Below are 15,480 nucleotides of genomic sequence, written 5' to 3'. Positions count from 1 at the left end.
CTAGGAGCGAGAGTCGGGGCCTGGATCGGGTTCCTGAGCCGGCCGCGTAGACCCCTCGGTACGCCCGGATTGCCCGGACTCTCCCTCCTGCTGAGCCCGCTGCTCGGCTCGCTGCTCCGCTCGCTCGGGGAAGAGCTCGTCGAGAATGATGTGCGGGTTCGTGTCCTGCGTTTCGACGAGCCGGACAGCCTCCGTGTCGGTCATCACGCTCGGCATCGCTCCCGGGAGCGGCTTGCGCGCCGACTCCTTCAGCACGACCACCGCGATAAACCCTGCAACCGACGTGCCGATGACGTAGAACGCGGGGGCGAGCGAGGATCCGCTCGCCTGCACGAGCGACTCCATAATGACGGGCGCAGTGCCCGCGAAGAGCGCGACAGCGAGGTTGTACGAGATGCCCATGCCGCCGTAGCGCGAGGACGTCGGGAAGAGCGCGGGAAGTGAGGAAGCGAGGTTCGCCACGTAGAACGTCACCGGGATCGCGAGAAGCGCGAGACCGACGAGTGTCGACCACACCTCGCCGTGCATCATGAACAGGAACGACGGCACCGCGAGCACGATCGCGCTCCCCGCCCCGATGAAGAGCACCGCTCGACGCCCGATGCGATCGGAGAGGCGGCCAGTGAGGGGGATGCAGAGCGCCATCAGCACGAGCACCGGGAGCGTGAGGAGCGTGCCGTGCGTCTCGTCGTATCCGAGAGTCTGAGTGAGGTACGTCGGCATGTAGGAGGTGAGGGCGTAGCTCACGGTGTTGGCCGCGGCGACAAGCACGAACGCGGTCAGAAGCTCACGCCAGTATGCGCGGATCAGCGCGAAGACACCCTTCGGTGCGTCTGCCGCGGCCTGCGCCTCGTCGCTCGCGTGCTCGGCCGCATCCTGCGCAGCCTGGAAGGTCGGGGTGTCCTCGATCTTGAGGCGGAAGTAGACCGCGATGAGGCCGAGCGGCAGTGCGACGAGGAAGGGAATGCGCCAGCCGAAGCCCTCCATACCCGTCTCCGAGACGGTGAGCTGCAGGATCGACACGAACGCCGCGCCGATCGCGAAACCGAAGTATGAGCCCATGTCGAGGAGCGAGGCGTAGAACCCCCGCTTGCGGTCGGGCGCGTACTCCGTGATGAAGGTTGTCGCTCCTGCGTACTCGCCACCGGTGGAGAAGCCCTGCGCGAGCTTCAGCACGATGAGCAGGATCGGGGCGAACGCTCCGATCACCGAGTAATCGGGCAGCACGCCGATCAAGAAGGTGGCCGACGCCATCATGATGAGCGTGAAGGCGAGCACCTTCTGCCGCCCCAGTCGGTCCCCGAGCTGGCCCAGGATCACGCCGCCGAGCGGTCGAGCGATGAACGTCACCGCGAAGACGCCGAGCGAAAAGAGCGACTGCGCCGCATCGGAGGCGTCCGGGAGGAATACGCGGCCGATGATGACGGCCAGGTACCCGTAGATACCGATGTCGTACCACTCCATGATGTTGCCGACGACGGCCCCACCCACGGCCCGTCGAAGCATCGGCCGGTCGACCACGGTGACGTCATCGACGGTGAGGCGGCGGGGCTCGCGGCGACGCCCCGCAATCCGATCGATCCAGGAGCGCCATGGTGCTGGCGGTCGTTGCGAGGAGGACATTGCTCACGACTCCGATCTCGTCAGTTACGTTGTTCACGATGGCGAGCGGCGATCCGTCTCCCCGTACCCCAATTAGTACAACAACTGTACTACTTATGAAGTGAGTGTGTTTTGGGACGAGGAGTCGGCTCGACCGCGCGCGTGCTTCTCGCCTCCGCCAGCGGGTGCCGCCGGATGACCACGGGGCTCCGCCACGGCGGCGCCCGTCTCGGCGAGCTCGAGGATCCGACTCTGCATCCCACTGAAGATGAAACCGTGGAAGGGAAGCAGGGAGAGCCAGTAGAGCCGACCCGCGAGCCCGCGCGGAAAGAACACTGCGCGCTGCCGATAGTGCGAGCCTGAGCCGTTCGGGCCCGGCTCGACCGAGAATTCCAGCCACGCGAGCCCCGGCACCCGCATCTCGGCTCGCAATCGGAGTAGCTTCCCCGGCTCGATCGCCTCGACCCGCCACACGTCGAGGGCGTCGCCCACGAGCAGGCGGGAGCGCGAGCGCCGACCGCGCCGAAGGCCGACGCCGCCGGTGACGCGGTCGTACCAACCGCGCAGCGCCCACAGTCGAGGCGACGAGTACCAGCCGGTCTCCCCGCCGATCTGCGTGATCACCGACCACACGGCGTCGGGCAGCGCAGACGACTCGCGTTCGCGCTCATCGGTGAACACGGTGCGTCCCGCCCAGTCCGGGTCGCTCGGCAGCGGCTCGCTCGGGGCCGCCACGCGCGCGTCCACCCAGCTCGTCTCGATGGCGTCGAGCTCGATGCGACCGAGCGCCAACCGCACGGCCTCGCGGTACGGCGTCAGGCCGCCCTCGGGACGCGGCAGCACCTTGTCGACGTCGCGGTTCTGCACGATGCAGGGGTACTGCAGCGACTCCACGAGGGGTCGCGCGATGCTCGCGGGCACGGGTGTGACGAGCGAGACCCACAGCGATGCGAGTTTGGGCGTCAACACCGGGAGCGACGCGATACGGCGCTGCGGCAGGCCGGCCTCGACGGCGTATCCGTTCATCATCTGCCCGTACCGCAGCACGTCCGGGCCGCCGATGTCGAACGACCTGTTGACCTCGCCCTCGACCCGCACCGCCGCTAGCAAATAGTGCAGAACATCGCGCACCGCGATCGGCTGAATGAAGTTGCGCACCCACTTCGGCGCTGGCATGTACGGCAGCACCTCAGTCAGGTGCCGCACCATTTCGAACGAAGCGGATCCCGAACCGATCACGACCCCCGCCTGCAGCACGAGCGTCGGGACTCCCGAGCGCAGCAGCACCTCCCCGACCTCCGCGCGCGACGCGAGGTGCGGAGACAGCTCACCGGAGCTCGGGTGCAGGCCCCCGAGGTAGACGATTCGCCGCACGCCAGCAGCGCGCGCAGCAGCGGCGACGTTCTCGGCGATCGCGCGATCCCGCGCCGCGAAGTCCTGGCCGCCCGTCATCGAGTGCACGAGATACACGACCACATCGACATCGCTCATCGCGCGTTCCACCGCGTCCGCGTCGCCGGCGTCGCCGACCTCGACCTCGATGTCGTCGGACCAGGGGTAGGCGCGGATCCGCTGCGCCGACCGAGACAGCGTGCGCGCGCGATAGCCAGCGTTCAGGAGCCTCGGCACCAGGCGCCCGCCGAGGTAGCCGGTGGCTCCGAGCACGAGCACGCGCGGCTTCGTGCCGTCTGGCTTCGGGATCGCGCGCAGCACTCCCTCCGCACCGGTCGGGGCGCTGAGCTCGCCGTTTCCCCACGTCGAATTCGCCACATCGCCTCCCCGTTGATTGGCCCCGTTGACCGGCCCCCGCGTACTGCCGCCGTTCACGCACAGGGTACGCGGGACCGCGCGGGTCGACAGAGATTCCACCGAAGGGTTGCGCGGCGCCGCGGACCTCACGTATGGGCGTGGCGCCCGGTAACGGACTCCCCGCGCTTACTCCCCCGTCGAGCCGCTCAGGTCATACCGGCCCGAGGCCACTCCACACACGACGTCGATCGTCTCGGGGTGCGCGAGGATCCTGAAATGACCGCCCGTGCGCACTCGCACATTCAGCGCCCCCAGCAGCTCGCTGCCCTCGGGAATGTGCGGATCGAATTCCGGGAACAGCGACACGATGCGCGCGTTCACCTCCGGGGCCTCCGCGAGCAGGCGGATCGTGGGGTCCACGGGCGAGAACGCTCGGAGCGTGCGACCGGGGAGGTAGCGCGCGTATCGCGACCCTCCGAACGGGGCCGCGACCGCGACCATCGCGCGCACCCGCTCGGCATGCGATCCGAACGTCATCACGTGCTTGCCTACGAGACCACCTTTACTGTGCGCAAGGATCGTCACGCCGGTGAGACCAGAGCTTTCGAGGTAGGCGTCGACGAGCCGGGAGCCGACGGTGACGGGAACCCGGTTGTTGCGCAGCGGATCGAGCACGTGGACTGGATGGCCGCACCGGTGGAGCTCGCGCACCAGGGGAAGCATGAAGCGCCACGGTTCGTAGACGCCGGGGATGATGAGGACCGGGCTTCCCGCGCCAGGGAGGAACTCTTCGGCCCGCGAGCGCGACAGCGTTGCTTCCGCCTGCCAACGCACGGCGTAGGCGTAATCGCGCGTCCACCACCACAGTCGGTGGAGCAGAGTTCCGGCGCGAGCTGGCAGGGTCGCCACGATTCCTCTCAGTTTCCCCGGCCCGCGTTGATGCACCCGAACACTCCCATCGCCCTCTGTGCGAGTGAGGCTAGCGCGGCGGCGAGGCGCGTCACAAGGGGATGCGCGCCACGATGCCCGCGTGCGACGAGCTCAAATCGCAGATACACCGATACGATAAAAGTGATTATCGTACCGGAAGCCGTCGTCTCCGAGCCCCGCGCTGTGTGAGTTGATGGAGAAGGGCTCGTAAATGAGTGGCGGCAGTACTTCTCAGCAGGGTGAGATCACCTGGGCGAGAATCGAGGACGACTTCTTCGTGGGAAGTCGCGACGGCGACTTCCTCGGCTTCATCGATCGCGAAGAACCGGGAGCGTACGTCGTCTGCGACCAGTTCTCGAACCGCATCGGACAGTTCGGGGAACTCGAGTCCGCCATGGAAGCCCTTCGCGAGGCCTCCTCGGACGCGCCCAGTGACGCTCTCGAAGAGACGGGAGCTCTCTGAAATGCAGCAACAACATCATTCGGTGGAGCGGGACGAAGCACTCAAGTCGCTCGTGTACGCCAGCACCGCGACGCGGCAGTTCAGCGATGCAGAGCTCGACGAACTGCTGCGTCAGGCCCGCGAGCGCAATGAGCAGCTCGACATCACGGGGATGCTCACCTTCCGCGATGGCAAGTTCGTGCAGTTCCTCGAGGGCACGCCCGAACACATCGACGAGCTCATGCGCTCGATACGCGCCGACGAGCGCCACCGCGACGTCAGCGTGCTGATCGAGGAACCACTTGCGGAGCGCCAGTTCACGAGCTGGACGATGGGGTACGAGCGCATGCGCGATATCCAGTCAGCTCCTCCCGCTGGTTTCCGCGACACTTACGCGGATCTCGATTCGCATGCGGACTCCGCGACGACCGCCCGCGCGGCCCGCGAACTCGCGCTGTGGTTCAAGGTGCGCTCGGGTCGGCGCTGAGTAGCGCGTTCCTGATTGCTCAATTTCGGTTTATCTCGCCTTTTAGTTAAGAATCTGTCCTAAAATAGGCGCTAGTTACGTGAGCAGATTCGTCAGGGGACCCGTGAAGGACATCGTCAGCAGCGCAGAGGAGCAGTTGTACTCTGCTGACCCCATCAGCGAGTCGGCGCGCGAACTCATCTCAGCGATGCAGCAGCTCCGCGCCGCGCAGCAACGGCAAGAGGCGCGGTCGCTCGATCAGTCGGGGCTGCACAGCCAGGATCTTCGCGCGCTCCGCTATATCGTGCAGGCCGACCGCAATGGGCAGCCGATCAGCCCCAAGGACCTGATCTCGATGTTGAAGACCTCCAGCGCGAACGTCACGAACGTGATCGACCGCCTCGTGAAGAAGTCGCTGGTCACACGGGATCCGCATCCGACCGATCGGCGCGCGCGGTATCTCAAGCCGACCGGCGTTGCGATCAACGAGGTCGACGCGGCCTTTGAAGAGCATCACGCGGCGCTCATCGCCGTCGCGAACGAGGTTTCCGCGGAGGACGCGGAGACAACCATTCACGTCCTTCGTCAGCTCGCGACCGCGCTCGACCGCGTCGGATAGGCGCCCCGACGTCTCCCGTTGGAGAGCGCCGCTTACCTCAAACGGATCGTCAGCCGATCACCGAAAAATCCGCGAATAGTCGGCGGGATCGGCGGAGCCACAGACGCTCGGCCGATCCCGCCCTGCAGTGATTCGCCCCCTTAGGCGATCAGTGGATTCCGCTTCGCGTACTTCGCAGCCTCGGTTTCAGAAATGACGGTCAGCCCTCGCGCCGAGTGAGACAGCGCCGCCAGCACGTGCAACCATTCCGGGTTCAGCTCCGGAGCCTTCGCCCCATGGAACCGGAAAGCGAGCGTCGAGTGCTCCGAAATCCACAGCGAATAGCGACCGCTCCCCTCCTCCGGCGCCTGCGTCCAACTCAGGAAGAATCCCTCGTGCTTCCCGAGCTTCTGCGCCATCACCACCTTGAGGTGGGCAAGCGTTCTGTCCTCGAATTGATATTCTCGTTCCCCATGCAACATGTACCCCATGAGCGCAGCTTGACACGTTTATGCCGAAATTGATAGTCAATATGTTGCATAACGTCTAGGCGTGTCGCATGCGGTCATAAACGGCTGAGTGTCGGCGCCCTGGCGTGTCATTCCAGGGCTCCTCCCCGGTGCTGCGCTCTAGGGCTGCAGCCCGGCGATCGCCGGCTTGAAGCCGAGTCGCGGGTTCTCGCAGCAGCCCGGACGGCACACGTCGAACCACGGCCCGATCGTCGTCACGTTCGCGCGCTGGTCGGCCGGGCGACCCTCGATGCGCTCCTGCACGAGATCGACGAGCGCGCCGACAAATGCGGGGTGCACGCCAGGAGTCGGGGCCCGGTGCACCCAGAGCCCACGCTCAGTCGCCGTCTCTGTCGCTTCCTCGTCGAGGTCCCACATCACTTCCATGTGATCGCTGACGAAGCCGAGGGGCACAATGATGACGGCCTTGCGACCCTCCAACTCTTCAATCGCGTCATTGATGTCGGGCTCGAGCCAGGGCTGCGAGGGAGGGCCCGATCGTGACTGATACACAAGCTGCCAGGAGACCTCGGGGGCTGCCTGCGCAATGATCTCCTCGGCGGCCGCGAGGTGCTGCGCCGCATACCCGCCACCCTCGACATCCGGGAAGAGTCCCGCTCCCGAGCGAGCCGCGTCGGCGGTCGGAATGCTGTGCGTTGCGAACATGATCTCGACATCAGCGAGTTGATTCCCAGCTTTAAGCGCCGCCGCGACCGCATCGCGCACGCCCTCGATGAACGGCTGCAGGAAGCCGGGGTGGGAGAAGAACTGGCGCACCTTGTCGATGCGGAGCGTCTCCTGCAGCCCGGAGGTCTCGAGCGCATCGGCCCAGTCCTCGCGGTACTGACGGCACGAGGAGTACGAGGAGTACGCGCTCGTCGGGATCGCGAGCATGGTTCGCACGCCGTCGGCGGCCGCCTGTTGAAGAGCCTCATCGAGATACGGAGCCCAGTTGCGGTTGCCCCAGTAGACGGGGAGATCGATGCCCGCGCTGTCCAGCGCCGTTCGCAGTGCCGTGAGCAACTGACGATTGTGGTCATTAATCGGGCTCACACCGCCGAAATGGCGGTAATGATGCGCTACCTCCTCGAGGCGCTCATCCGGGATGCCGCGACCCCGAGTCACGTTCCGGAGAAACGGGATGACGTCGTCCTGCCCCTCCGGACCGCCAAATCCGGAGAGCAGAATCGCGTCGTACTGGAAGGGCACCGTCGAGTGCTCCGCACCGTCAGCGGAAGCGGGGGTCGCGTTCGGCACCGCGGCGCCGGAATCGAAGTGCACCCCGGTGGCCGGCGCCGGCTTGGTATCGCGCTTGCCAGTCTTTCGGTAACCGGGCTCGGCCCCGCCCGTCGCCCGCGCCGTATTGTCGCCGGCGGCGGAAACCGCCGCCTCTCCCTCGTGCATGCACCCTCCCAGGTTTCCGCAACAGATGCTTCAGATAGTTTCTATCTTAGATTGTTTCGTTGTTGCCTCGTGACCTGAGACCACCGCGGGAGCGGGCCTACTCCGATGGGATCGGCTCGAGGTGCACTACCTTGGTCGTTGTCATTTCGTCGAGCAGTTCCGGACCGTATCCGAAACCGGCGCCGCTGCGCTTTCGAGGCTGCGCCGCACCGCCCGGCGCGCCGCCGAACACGTGATTGATCTTGACCGTGCCCACCGCCAACGTATCGATCGCGCGGTGCGCGTGCTCGGGATTCGGGGTAAGCACCGATGCCGAGAGCCCGTACTCATCGGCAGCAGCGTGTTCGAGTGCTTCCTCGAAGCTGTTGACGACCATGATCGGCGCGACAGGCCCGAACGTTTCTTCGGTAAGCACCTGCATTTCGGGAGTGCAATCGATCAGCACGGTGGCGGGGTAGCGCGCCCCCGGCCCCTCGGGCAGCACCGCACCCGCGCGCGCCTGCGCCCCGGCGGCGAGCGCCAGCACCACCTGCTCGTGTACCGCGTCCCGCATTCGCTCGTCGACGAGGGGCGGAACCTCCCCCGCCGCATTGCGCCGCTCCGCTTCAGCGGAGAGCGCTCGAATGAAGTCGTCGGCGACCTCCCGGTGCACGTAGATCCGTTCGACGGAGGTGCAGATCTGGCCGCTATTCGTGAACGCGCCGAGCGCTGCCTGCTGCGCTGCCCACTCCACCGGCACTCCGGCGTCGACGACCAGCGCGTCGTTGCCCCCGTTCTCGCGCACCAGGTGCGCACCGGTGAGCGCGACAGCGCGCGCGATGCGCTCCCCCGCGTGCGTGGAGCCGACGTGCGCGACGAGGTTCACCTCCGGGGAGCTCACGAGCAGCTCCCCTTCGCGCGCCGCTCCGGTGACGGTCGAGAAGACGCCCGGCGGGAAGTGCTCCGTGAGGATGTCGCCGAGGAGCACGCCCAGGTGCGGGCAACGCTCGCTCGGCTTGTGGACCACCGTGTTCCCCGTGCTGAGCGCCGCGCCGATCAACCCGGCCGCGACGGGAACCGGGTCGTTCCAGGGGGTGACGATCGCGGCAACGCCTCGCGGCTCAGGCCGCATGAGATCGATCGAGGTCGCCGCCCCGAGCAGGCTCCGCCCGCGATGGAGCGGCGCGAGCTCCGAGTACTGGAGGAGCGTATCAACGGCCGCAGCCACCCCGCCCAGCGCTTCGTCCATCCGACGGCCGGTCTCGCGGTGCTGCAGCTCCGCGATCTCCTCGGCGCGGGCCTCCAGCGCTCGCGCAGTTGCCCGGAGCGCCTTCCCCCGGTCCGCCGCCGGGGTAGCTCGCCAGGCCGGGAATGCTTCGCGCGCGCGCAAAATCGCGTGTCGGATATCCTCCTCCGCGGTGAGCGCGATGCGCCCCACCTGCGACCCGTCGCTCGGGTCCGTGATGAGCAGCTCGGATCCCGTGTTCTGCTGCGCACTGGTTCGCATGCACCCTCCTCCACATCGGTCTGTTCTGGGCTCTTCTATATCTACTGCCAGCCTCCGACGTTGCGCAGGAGGGTTGCGCCGAATCCGGCTGGCTGCCATGCGGAGTCGCGCGGCGGGGCCGGTTACGGGTGCGCGGCGGATCGCGCCAGCCCCATCACAGGGCACGGATCGAGGGCGCAGCATGGAGTTTCACGAGTTCACTTGCTCACCAGAGGAGGACGCTATGTCGACCAACCTGCAGAACCCCGACCCCGAAGATCTCGGAGCCGCGGGAAACAATCCGCTGATCGACCCGCAGGACGCGCCCGAGCAGCCGCGCATCGACGAGCACACGGAGGGCGAGGAACTCGACGCGCCGAGCGCTCCTGCGCCACCTGACACGGCCGAGTCGACAAACCTTCCCGATCAGCAGGATCCGGGCGCGGGAACCGAGGGACTCGCGCCGTAGCTCCTCGTATTGCGGGTTACGCGGCGCTCACTCGATGTCGTCCTCGGGAAGCTGCGTTGCCGGCTCATCGCCGTCGGCGCGGTCGCGATCCTCATCGTCATGCACCGCGATGAGCTGTTCGAGTACATCTGCGGGGTCGGCGTCGATGCGGTCGCCGATACTCCCGCTGATCTCCTCACCGGAGGCGAAGGCGGTATCGACAGCCGACGCGTCATCGGCTTCCGCTACGACCGGAATGCCCTGCTCATGCGCGTCTGCTTCCGGAATCTCGCTTGAAGCACCTGGTTCCATCACGTGCTGATCCTCTCGCTCGGAATCGGACGAATTGCGTTCCGCCATCGTACGCAGGTGGCTCACCGGCAGACGAGGGGCTTGCGAACGCGGAGGGGGATCCGCCACCCGCGTAGCGAGAAGCGTGGAGCGACGCTACCGCTTCCGCTGGCCCGGCGCCGGATAAAACACGCGTTCCCGGAGCTCCGGCTGAAACACGTCGGGCACGCCATCGGCGTTCGCGTCCACCGCGTCGCGCTGCTCGATCCTGCGATAGCGGCGGTTGCGCGAGCCGAGAATGATCGACGCGAGAATCGCGGCCATCACCGACGCGGCGAGTACTGCGACCTTCGCGATGTCGTGCTCTCGCGTCCCCGCATCGAAGGTCAGCTCGGCGACGAGCAGTGAGACCGTGAAGCCGATGCCGGCGAGCACTCCGACGCCGAAGAGGTCGATCCACCGCAGCTCGGGATCGAGCCTCGCCCGCAGCACCTTCGTCGTGAAGAACGTGGCGGCAAGGATGCCGATCGGCTTGCCGAGCACGAGCGCGAGCACGATCGCGTACGTGAGGGGGTGCGTCAGCGCGTCGCGCACCCCGTCGAGTCCGCCCAGCGAGACGCCCGCGGCGAGGAACGCGAACACCGGAACGGCGATGCCCGCGGAGAGCGGCCGGAAGCGGTGCTCGAATTGCTCCGCGAGACCAGGATCGGCCGCGGAGTCCGCGGCCTTCTGTCCGCGCCGCAGCACCGGTACCGCGAACCCGAGGAGCACTCCGGCGATCGTCGCGTGGATTCCCGAGGCGTGCATGAAGCCCCAGGCCACGAGGCCCACCGGCAGCAGCACCGCCCACGCCGCGAACGCGTAGCGCTCGAAGAATCGGGGGAACAGGCGCACGATCACGCCGTACGCCACAATCACCGCGACCGAGATGATGAGGGGCACCGCCTCAATGTGGTCGCTGTAGAAGGTCGCGATGATGGTGATCGCGATGAGGTCATCGACGACGGCGAGCGTGAGCAGGAAGATGCGCAGCGCCGAAGGCAGATGCGAACCGATGATCGCGAGGACCGCCACGGCGAACGCGATGTCGGTCGCGGTCGGGATCGCCCAGCCGTGATGCAGCTCAGGGCTCCGGCTCGCGACCACCGTGTAGACGAGCGCTGGAACGAGCACGCCTCCGGCTGCGGCCATGATGGGCACGATCGCGGATCGCACGCGCCGCAGGTCGCCCGCGACGAATTCGCGCTTCAACTCGAGCCCCACGAGGAAGAAGAAGACTGCCAGCAGTCCGTCGGCTGCCCACGTGCCGAGGCTGAGGCGGAGGTGCCACGGCTCGTAACCGATCTCGAAATCGCGCAGCGCGAAATAGGCACCGGACCAGGGCGAGTTCGCCCAGAGAATGGCGATGAGGGCCGCGACGACGAGCAAGATGCCACCGACGGTTTCTTTTCGCAGCAGCGCTGATATGCGCCCCGACTCGCGGAAACTGCCGTACGCGGGGAAGGTCTCGCCAGCGCCCTGCGTGGTCGGGCCCGCTTCGCCGGCTGCGCGAGCTGCGTCGGCTGCGCTGGCTGCTCGGGCTCCATCGGCTGGGCTGTCGCTGCCAGCTGCGTTGTCGCAGCCGTTGGCGGGGGTGTCGTCGCGGTGTGTCACGTGGTCCTCTTCCGGTTCGCCTGTTGTACCTCGCCGACCAGACTTCCCGGCACACCATCGCTCGAACTCGCGAGCGACCTCCAGCGTACCGAACTCGATAGCTCTCGCGCACGCGAAAGGGCGCGGACCGCGGCCCGCGCCCTGCGCGCTTTCGGAGCGAAGTGCTCCAGCAACATTGGCCTACTGCGTCAGATCACCGCGAGCCTCGTCCGCACGCTCCTTGACGGTCGCGGTGGCATCGCTTGCCTCGCCCTTGACCTCCTCGACGCCCTCGGTGGCGCGATCCTTCACGGCGGTCATCGCTTCTTTAGCCGGATCCTCGAGGCGCGACGCGAAGCCCTTCGCAACATCCTTGGCCTCGTCGACGAGTGGCTCGGCCTGGTGCTTGATCGCCTCGCTCAGGTCCTTCTCCTTCTCGGAGACGGGAATCAGCGAAGCGGCCACGAGGCCGACGCCGAACGCGATGAGCCCGACCGCGAGCGGGTTGCCCTCGGCCTTCGCCTTGGCCTGGTGCGCGAGATCGTGGGCGTGCTCGGAGACGTCGGAGGCCGCTCCGGAGACCCCGCCCGAGACCGAACTGCTCGCGTGATCCGCAGCACCCATCACGCGCTCGCTTACCGAACCGAACGCGCGGCGCACCTTGCTCTTCTGCCGGTCGACGATCTTCGACGGCGTCACCTTGTCGGCGAGGGCGTCGACATCGGACCCCAGGCCACGGCGGGTCCGCTCGATCTCGGCACGAATTTCGTCTGGTGATTGACTCATTTGTTTTCCTCGTTTCGCTTCAACGTCGGGATGAATTCCTGGAGCGTCTCCATCGTCTGCGGCGCGCCCTTGACCTTCTTCAGCTGTGCGCGACCGACGGCGAAGAGTATCGCCGCGATGATCGCCCAGATCACTGCGACCACGAGGCCGGACCAGCCGGCTCCGATCAGGTTCGCGAGCCCCGCCCACAGGGCGATCGAGAGGAAGAGTATGACCATGCTTGCGGCGTAGACGGCGCCGCCGAGCATGCCCGCGCCCTTCCCGGTGGTCTTCGCGGACTCGCGCAGCTCCGCTTTCGCGAGCGCGAGCTCCTGCCGCATCAGGGTCGAGAGATCCTCGGTGACCTCACCGAGCAGATCGCCGAGAGACTCGTTCGCGGCTCGCTGTTCAGAGGGTGTTGGATCGGTCATCGGTCACCCCCTTACCCGGGATGGCGCCCGGGGTTCCGGACGTTCCCGAGCTGCCCGGAGTACCGGCGCTGCCGGGCGTGCGACCTTCTCCCGCGGCGCCCGCGAGGTCCGAATCACCAGCCGCGAGACCGGGGGTGGCGCCTGGCCCGGCCGTGCCGAGCGTTCCCGAGGATCCCGGAGCGGCGGGCACCTGAGCACCGTCCACACCGACGCCCGCGATTCCGGCTTCGCCGTGGAGGCCTGTCGACGAGCGATCACCGCGCACCGGCGTCACCCTACTCGCTCCGGAGCCCGACTCGCCGCCGGCTGGCGGGAACGCGCCCGCTCCAGACGTTCCTGCGGCACCAACACCTCCGGTGGTCCCGGTAGCTCCCGCGCTCGTTCCTGCTCCGGCTCCTGGAAGCGACGTCGGCACCGCTCGACTCGTGCTGTGCTCCGGTGCAACACGGCTCGGCTGCGTTCCAGTGACAGAGGTCGAGGCTCCGCTGGGGCCGGCGGATCCGCCTGCGGCGTGATCCTTCGCCTCCTCCGCGAGGGAACGCGTCAAGCGGCCCGCGACGACTCCCGCGATCGCGGCAACTCCGATGAAGACACCGGGCTTCCGTCGCGCGAAGGACTTGACTTCGTCCATGACCTCCTGCGGTTCGCGATCCGAGAACCACGCCGCGAGGCGCGACACCCGCTGAGACGCCTGTTGCACCACGTCACGGGCGACACCCGACTGATCGCTCTGGGAGACCATGGAGTCGAGATCCTCACCCACCCGATGCAGTCCGCTCGCGAGCCGCTGCTGCTGCTTGCCGGCCTCGGTGCTGAGTTCGTCACGCGTCTGCGCGTACAGTTCGTGCAGTTGGAGCTTCGCCTCCTGGGCGACCGCTCCGGCTTCGTCCTTCGCCACGTGCGCAACGTTCGAGGCAGCATCCGCGGACTCGTGTGCGAGACCCGAGGCCTGCTCCTTCACCGCGTCGACACTCACACCCTGACCGGACGGCTGGCGTGAGTCATCGGGCACGAGGGATGGGTTACTGTCTGACATGTTTCCTCCTCCTGTTGTCCCGGCTTCCACCGGCGTCATCCATTCCTAATCGACTCAGCCCAGGTGCGAACGGGCCTTGTGCTCTGGGCATTCGTGTGGGAGACGCGCGGCGCCCGGGGGCATAACTGTGGCGGGCACGGCCCTTTAGCACTGATGCGGCTGCGTATTCCAGGGCGTGCAAAAAGTTGGATTGCTGCGAGAAAATCGAAGTGCTCGACAACGATCACGGCGTAAGCCGAGAGAGGAGCGTCACGATGAGTGAAGAGCAGGACCAGCGCGAGGACGTGCAGGAGTCGGTGGCCGATACCGCGCCGGAGGGTGGCGTCACGGCTGACGAGGATGTTGCTGAGCGACCGGGATCGGCCGACGTGCCGCACGATCACGCCGATGAGCTGGCCGACGAGTGGGGCGAGGAATCGTTCCCGGGCAGCGATCCGCCAGCGCACTACTGAGCTCGGCGAGAACCAGAAAGCCCCCGGCGCTTCCGCGACCGGGGGCTTTGCTGTGACTCTGGTAGCTGAGGCGGGGCTCGATCCCGCGACCTCACGATTATGAGTCGTGCGCTCTAACCAGCTGAGCTACTCAGCCAAACTCTGGCTCGCACGAGTGCGGTCCAGCAGAGTCAGAGCCCCGAGCCAGGATTGAACTGGCGACCCCTTCCTTACCATGGAAGTGCTCTACCACTGAGCTATCGGGGCGCGGTCACCGTGCGATGACAACCGTTAGAGAATAGCACTCACCCGCGGTCAATGCGAAATCTGCGGACCGAGTAGCGTGGTTCCGGGCGGGTCTCGCGTGAGACACCGCTTCGCAGTTGCCGATCGAGCAGAAGGAGTGGGCGTGGGAAGCCGCGTTGTCGCAATCATCGGAGTGGTGCTCGCGCTGTGGATGGCCGTGGGCCGCTGGCCGTTCGGCATCGGCGGGTCGCTGACCTGGTGGTACGTGCCGACGATCGGGTTGCTCTTCGCCGTGCTGCATCTGTGGTTAGCGCGGCGGTTGCGGGTGACGGCGCGGAAGGGGCGGCGCACGAGCCGGAGCACGATCGTCTCGCTGATCCTGGCGTGGCTCTGCGCGATCGGCTTCGGGCTGACGGTGCCGGATCGCGTGGGCGACGACCTCATCTCCATTCTGAGCCTGGCAGCCGGGTCCTCCTTCTCCGCCGAAATGTCGCTCGCGCTCTGCAACCCCTTCGGCATCCTCGCGTTCGCGCTCCTGATCGCCGCGATCGCCTTCAGCTTCGCCGATGCTCGGGATCCGAAGCCGGAGGAAGACGAGTACCTCGACGACGCCGGCCCGTCCGCGCCGCTACCGCACCCGCTCGCCTAGAACCACCCCCTTGGGCCGTGAACTCCCCGAGCGCAGACTGGAGCAACTGACGCTGGAGGAGGACCACATGTCGATGAACAACACGAGCGCCAACCCCGACGGCCCGGAGCAGGGGCGGTCGCATCTGCCGGAAGCCGACGAGAAGGGCGAGACCTCGCTCGAGCGCGACTTCGAGGAGGCCGAGTTCGGCGAGGGACGCCCGGGCGACGACGATCCGGATCCGGTCGCGAATCTCGAGTAGCCGCGGTCGCGGCGGTCGCTGGCGCCGCGACCACCGGCGCCGTCCGCGCCGCAGTCACCGCGACCAACGCGAGATCGACCCCTATTCCTGAGATCAACCCCGAGGCATGCACTTTCGGAGCCGGTGTCGAGAATGGGGGTCGATT

General features: G+C 67.0%; 18 protein-coding genes and 2 tRNA genes. 7 read left to right on the top strand and 13 right to left on the bottom strand.

What is annotated here, in order from left to right:
• From WFH00_RS08695 to WFH00_RS08685, 3 genes are all read right to left on the bottom strand, one after another.
• Complete coding sequence (locus tag WFH00_RS08695) at positions 1-1,623, bottom strand: MFS transporter (protein WP_336660428.1); 1,623 nt, start codon at positions 1,621-1,623, stop codon at positions 1-3.
• Between the two features lie 93 nt (positions 1,624-1,716).
• Complete coding sequence (locus WFH00_RS08690; RefSeq protein ID WP_336660426.1) at positions 1,717-3,372, bottom strand: SDR family oxidoreductase; 1,656 nt, start codon at positions 3,370-3,372, stop codon at positions 1,717-1,719.
• A gap of 165 nt (positions 3,373-3,537) precedes the next feature.
• On the bottom strand, positions 3,538-4,260 hold the full coding sequence (locus WFH00_RS08685; protein WP_336660425.1) for an esterase/lipase family protein: 723 nt from the start codon (positions 4,258-4,260) through the stop codon (positions 3,538-3,540).
• 232 nt (positions 4,261-4,492) lie between these two features.
• Between WFH00_RS08685 and WFH00_RS08680 the strand changes: the two genes are divergently transcribed.
• From WFH00_RS08680 to WFH00_RS08670, 3 genes are all read left to right on the top strand, one after another.
• The gene (locus WFH00_RS08680; RefSeq protein WP_336660424.1) at positions 4,493-4,744 is read left to right on the top strand and encodes a hypothetical protein; all 252 of its coding nucleotides are present in this window, start codon (positions 4,493-4,495) and stop codon (positions 4,742-4,744) included.
• A gap of 1 nt (position 4,745) precedes the next feature.
• The gene (locus tag WFH00_RS08675) at positions 4,746-5,210 is read left to right on the top strand and encodes a BLUF domain-containing protein (protein ID WP_336660423.1); all 465 of its coding nucleotides are present in this window, start codon (positions 4,746-4,748) and stop codon (positions 5,208-5,210) included.
• A 79-nt stretch (positions 5,211-5,289) separates the two neighbouring features.
• Entirely contained in the window at positions 5,290-5,808 is a 519-nt protein-coding gene (locus tag WFH00_RS08670; RefSeq protein ID WP_336660422.1) for a MarR family winged helix-turn-helix transcriptional regulator, read from the top strand.
• Between the two features lie 140 nt (positions 5,809-5,948).
• On the opposite strand, the gene WFH00_RS08665 is transcribed toward WFH00_RS08670, so the two are convergent.
• The 3 genes from WFH00_RS08665 to WFH00_RS08655 all read right to left on the bottom strand — a co-directional run bounded on the left by WFH00_RS08665 (position 5,949) and on the right by WFH00_RS08655 (position 9,186).
• Positions 5,949-6,269 carry a DUF7882 family protein gene (locus tag WFH00_RS08665; protein WP_442918830.1) on the bottom strand — a complete coding sequence of 107 codons (321 nt, stop codon included), beginning with the start codon at positions 6,267-6,269 and terminating at the stop codon, positions 5,949-5,951.
• 147 nt (positions 6,270-6,416) lie between these two features.
• Entirely contained in the window at positions 6,417-7,700 is a 1,284-nt protein-coding gene (locus tag WFH00_RS08660) for a ferrochelatase (RefSeq protein WP_336660420.1), read from the bottom strand.
• Positions 7,701-7,797: 97 nt separating this feature from the next.
• Complete coding sequence (locus WFH00_RS08655) at positions 7,798-9,186, bottom strand: aldehyde dehydrogenase family protein (RefSeq protein ID WP_336660419.1); 1,389 nt, start codon at positions 9,184-9,186, stop codon at positions 7,798-7,800.
• Between the two features lie 223 nt (positions 9,187-9,409).
• Here WFH00_RS08655 and WFH00_RS08650 point away from each other — a divergent pair, with 223 nt between their 5' ends.
• Positions 9,410-9,634 carry a hypothetical protein gene (locus WFH00_RS08650; RefSeq protein ID WP_336660418.1) on the top strand — a complete coding sequence of 75 codons (225 nt, stop codon included), beginning with the start codon at positions 9,410-9,412 and terminating at the stop codon, positions 9,632-9,634.
• Positions 9,635-9,661: 27 nt separating this feature from the next.
• Here WFH00_RS08650 and WFH00_RS08645 read toward each other — a convergent pair whose 3' ends face one another.
• From WFH00_RS08645 to WFH00_RS08625, 5 genes are all read right to left on the bottom strand, one after another.
• Complete coding sequence (locus tag WFH00_RS08645; protein ID WP_336660416.1) at positions 9,662-9,928, bottom strand: hypothetical protein; 267 nt, start codon at positions 9,926-9,928, stop codon at positions 9,662-9,664.
• A 132-nt stretch (positions 9,929-10,060) separates the two neighbouring features.
• Positions 10,061-11,371 carry a Na+/H+ antiporter NhaA gene (gene nhaA, locus WFH00_RS08640; RefSeq protein ID WP_336660665.1) on the bottom strand — a complete coding sequence of 437 codons (1,311 nt, stop codon included), beginning with the start codon at positions 11,369-11,371 and terminating at the stop codon, positions 10,061-10,063.
• A gap of 366 nt (positions 11,372-11,737) precedes the next feature.
• Positions 11,738-12,322, bottom strand: a complete 585-nt coding sequence (locus tag WFH00_RS08635) for a DUF3618 domain-containing protein (RefSeq protein ID WP_336660414.1) — start codon at positions 12,320-12,322, stop codon at positions 11,738-11,740.
• The gene (locus tag WFH00_RS08630) at positions 12,319-12,732 is read right to left on the bottom strand and encodes a phage holin family protein (RefSeq protein ID WP_336660413.1); all 414 of its coding nucleotides are present in this window, start codon (positions 12,730-12,732) and stop codon (positions 12,319-12,321) included. Before WFH00_RS08630 ends, WFH00_RS08635 begins: the two co-directional genes overlap by 4 nt.
• On the bottom strand, positions 12,710-13,768 hold the full coding sequence (locus WFH00_RS08625; protein WP_336660411.1) for a hypothetical protein: 1,059 nt from the start codon (positions 13,766-13,768) through the stop codon (positions 12,710-12,712). Before WFH00_RS08625 ends, WFH00_RS08630 begins: the two co-directional genes overlap by 23 nt.
• Before the next feature lie 254 nt (positions 13,769-14,022).
• On the opposite strand from WFH00_RS08625, the gene WFH00_RS08620 reads away from it, so the two are divergent.
• Positions 14,023-14,220 (top strand): hypothetical protein, encoded by a 198-nt coding sequence (locus WFH00_RS08620; RefSeq protein WP_336660409.1) that lies wholly within the window; start codon positions 14,023-14,025, stop codon positions 14,218-14,220.
• 59 nt (positions 14,221-14,279) lie between these two features.
• Here the strand turns inward: WFH00_RS08620 and WFH00_RS08615 are convergent.
• Both WFH00_RS08615 and WFH00_RS08610 read right to left on the bottom strand, forming a co-directional pair.
• Positions 14,280-14,356 (bottom strand) — tRNA-Met (locus WFH00_RS08615).
• 38 nt (positions 14,357-14,394) lie between these two features.
• Positions 14,395-14,466, bottom strand: a tRNA-Thr gene (locus tag WFH00_RS08610).
• A 142-nt stretch (positions 14,467-14,608) separates the two neighbouring features.
• Between WFH00_RS08610 and WFH00_RS08605 the strand changes: the two genes are divergently transcribed.
• Positions 14,609-15,094, top strand: a complete 486-nt coding sequence (locus WFH00_RS08605; RefSeq protein WP_336660407.1) for a hypothetical protein — start codon at positions 14,609-14,611, stop codon at positions 15,092-15,094.
• 67 nt (positions 15,095-15,161) lie between these two features.
• Positions 15,162-15,335, top strand: coding sequence for a hypothetical protein (locus tag WFH00_RS08600; RefSeq protein ID WP_336660404.1), 174 nt, complete (start codon positions 15,162-15,164; stop codon positions 15,333-15,335).
• Positions 15,336-15,480: the final 145 nt, after the last annotated feature.

The sequence above is a fragment of the Leucobacter sp. USHLN153 genome, assembly GCF_037145615.1.
Classification (GTDB): Bacteria; Actinomycetota; Actinomycetes; order Actinomycetales; family Microbacteriaceae; genus Leucobacter.
Note: the sequence above shows the minus strand (reverse complement) of the source record. Positions and strands in the feature narration are given on the sequence as shown.

Bases quoted from the DNA above. Each gene is read 5' to 3' on its own strand.
- WFH00_RS08695 (WP_336660428.1), bottom strand. From the start codon at position 1,623: ATGTCCTCCTCGCAACGACCGCCAGCACCATGGCGCTCCTGGATCGAT.
- WFH00_RS08680 (WP_336660424.1), top strand. From the start codon at position 4,493: ATGAGTGGCGGCAGTACTTCTCAGCAGGGTGAGATCACCTGGGCGAGA.
- WFH00_RS08675 (WP_336660423.1), top strand. From the start codon at position 4,746: ATGCAGCAACAACATCATTCGGTGGAGCGGGACGAAGCACTCAAGTCG.
- WFH00_RS08665 (WP_442918830.1), bottom strand. From the start codon at position 6,269: ATGTTGCATGGGGAACGAGAATATCAATTCGAGGACAGAACGCTTGCC.
- WFH00_RS08660 (WP_336660420.1), bottom strand. From the start codon at position 7,700: ATGCACGAGGGAGAGGCGGCGGTTTCCGCCGCCGGCGACAATACGGCG.
- WFH00_RS08655 (WP_336660419.1), bottom strand. From the start codon at position 9,186: ATGCGAACCAGTGCGCAGCAGAACACGGGATCCGAGCTGCTCATCACG.
- WFH00_RS08650 (WP_336660418.1), top strand. From the start codon at position 9,410: ATGTCGACCAACCTGCAGAACCCCGACCCCGAAGATCTCGGAGCCGCG.
- WFH00_RS08635 (WP_336660414.1), bottom strand. From the start codon at position 12,322: ATGAGTCAATCACCAGACGAAATTCGTGCCGAGATCGAGCGGACCCGC.
- WFH00_RS08630 (WP_336660413.1), bottom strand. From the start codon at position 12,732: ATGACCGATCCAACACCCTCTGAACAGCGAGCCGCGAACGAGTCTCTC.
- WFH00_RS08625 (WP_336660411.1), bottom strand. From the start codon at position 13,768: ATGTCAGACAGTAACCCATCCCTCGTGCCCGATGACTCACGCCAGCCG.
- WFH00_RS08620 (WP_336660409.1), top strand. From the start codon at position 14,023: ATGAGTGAAGAGCAGGACCAGCGCGAGGACGTGCAGGAGTCGGTGGCC.
- WFH00_RS08600 (WP_336660404.1), top strand. From the start codon at position 15,162: ATGTCGATGAACAACACGAGCGCCAACCCCGACGGCCCGGAGCAGGGG.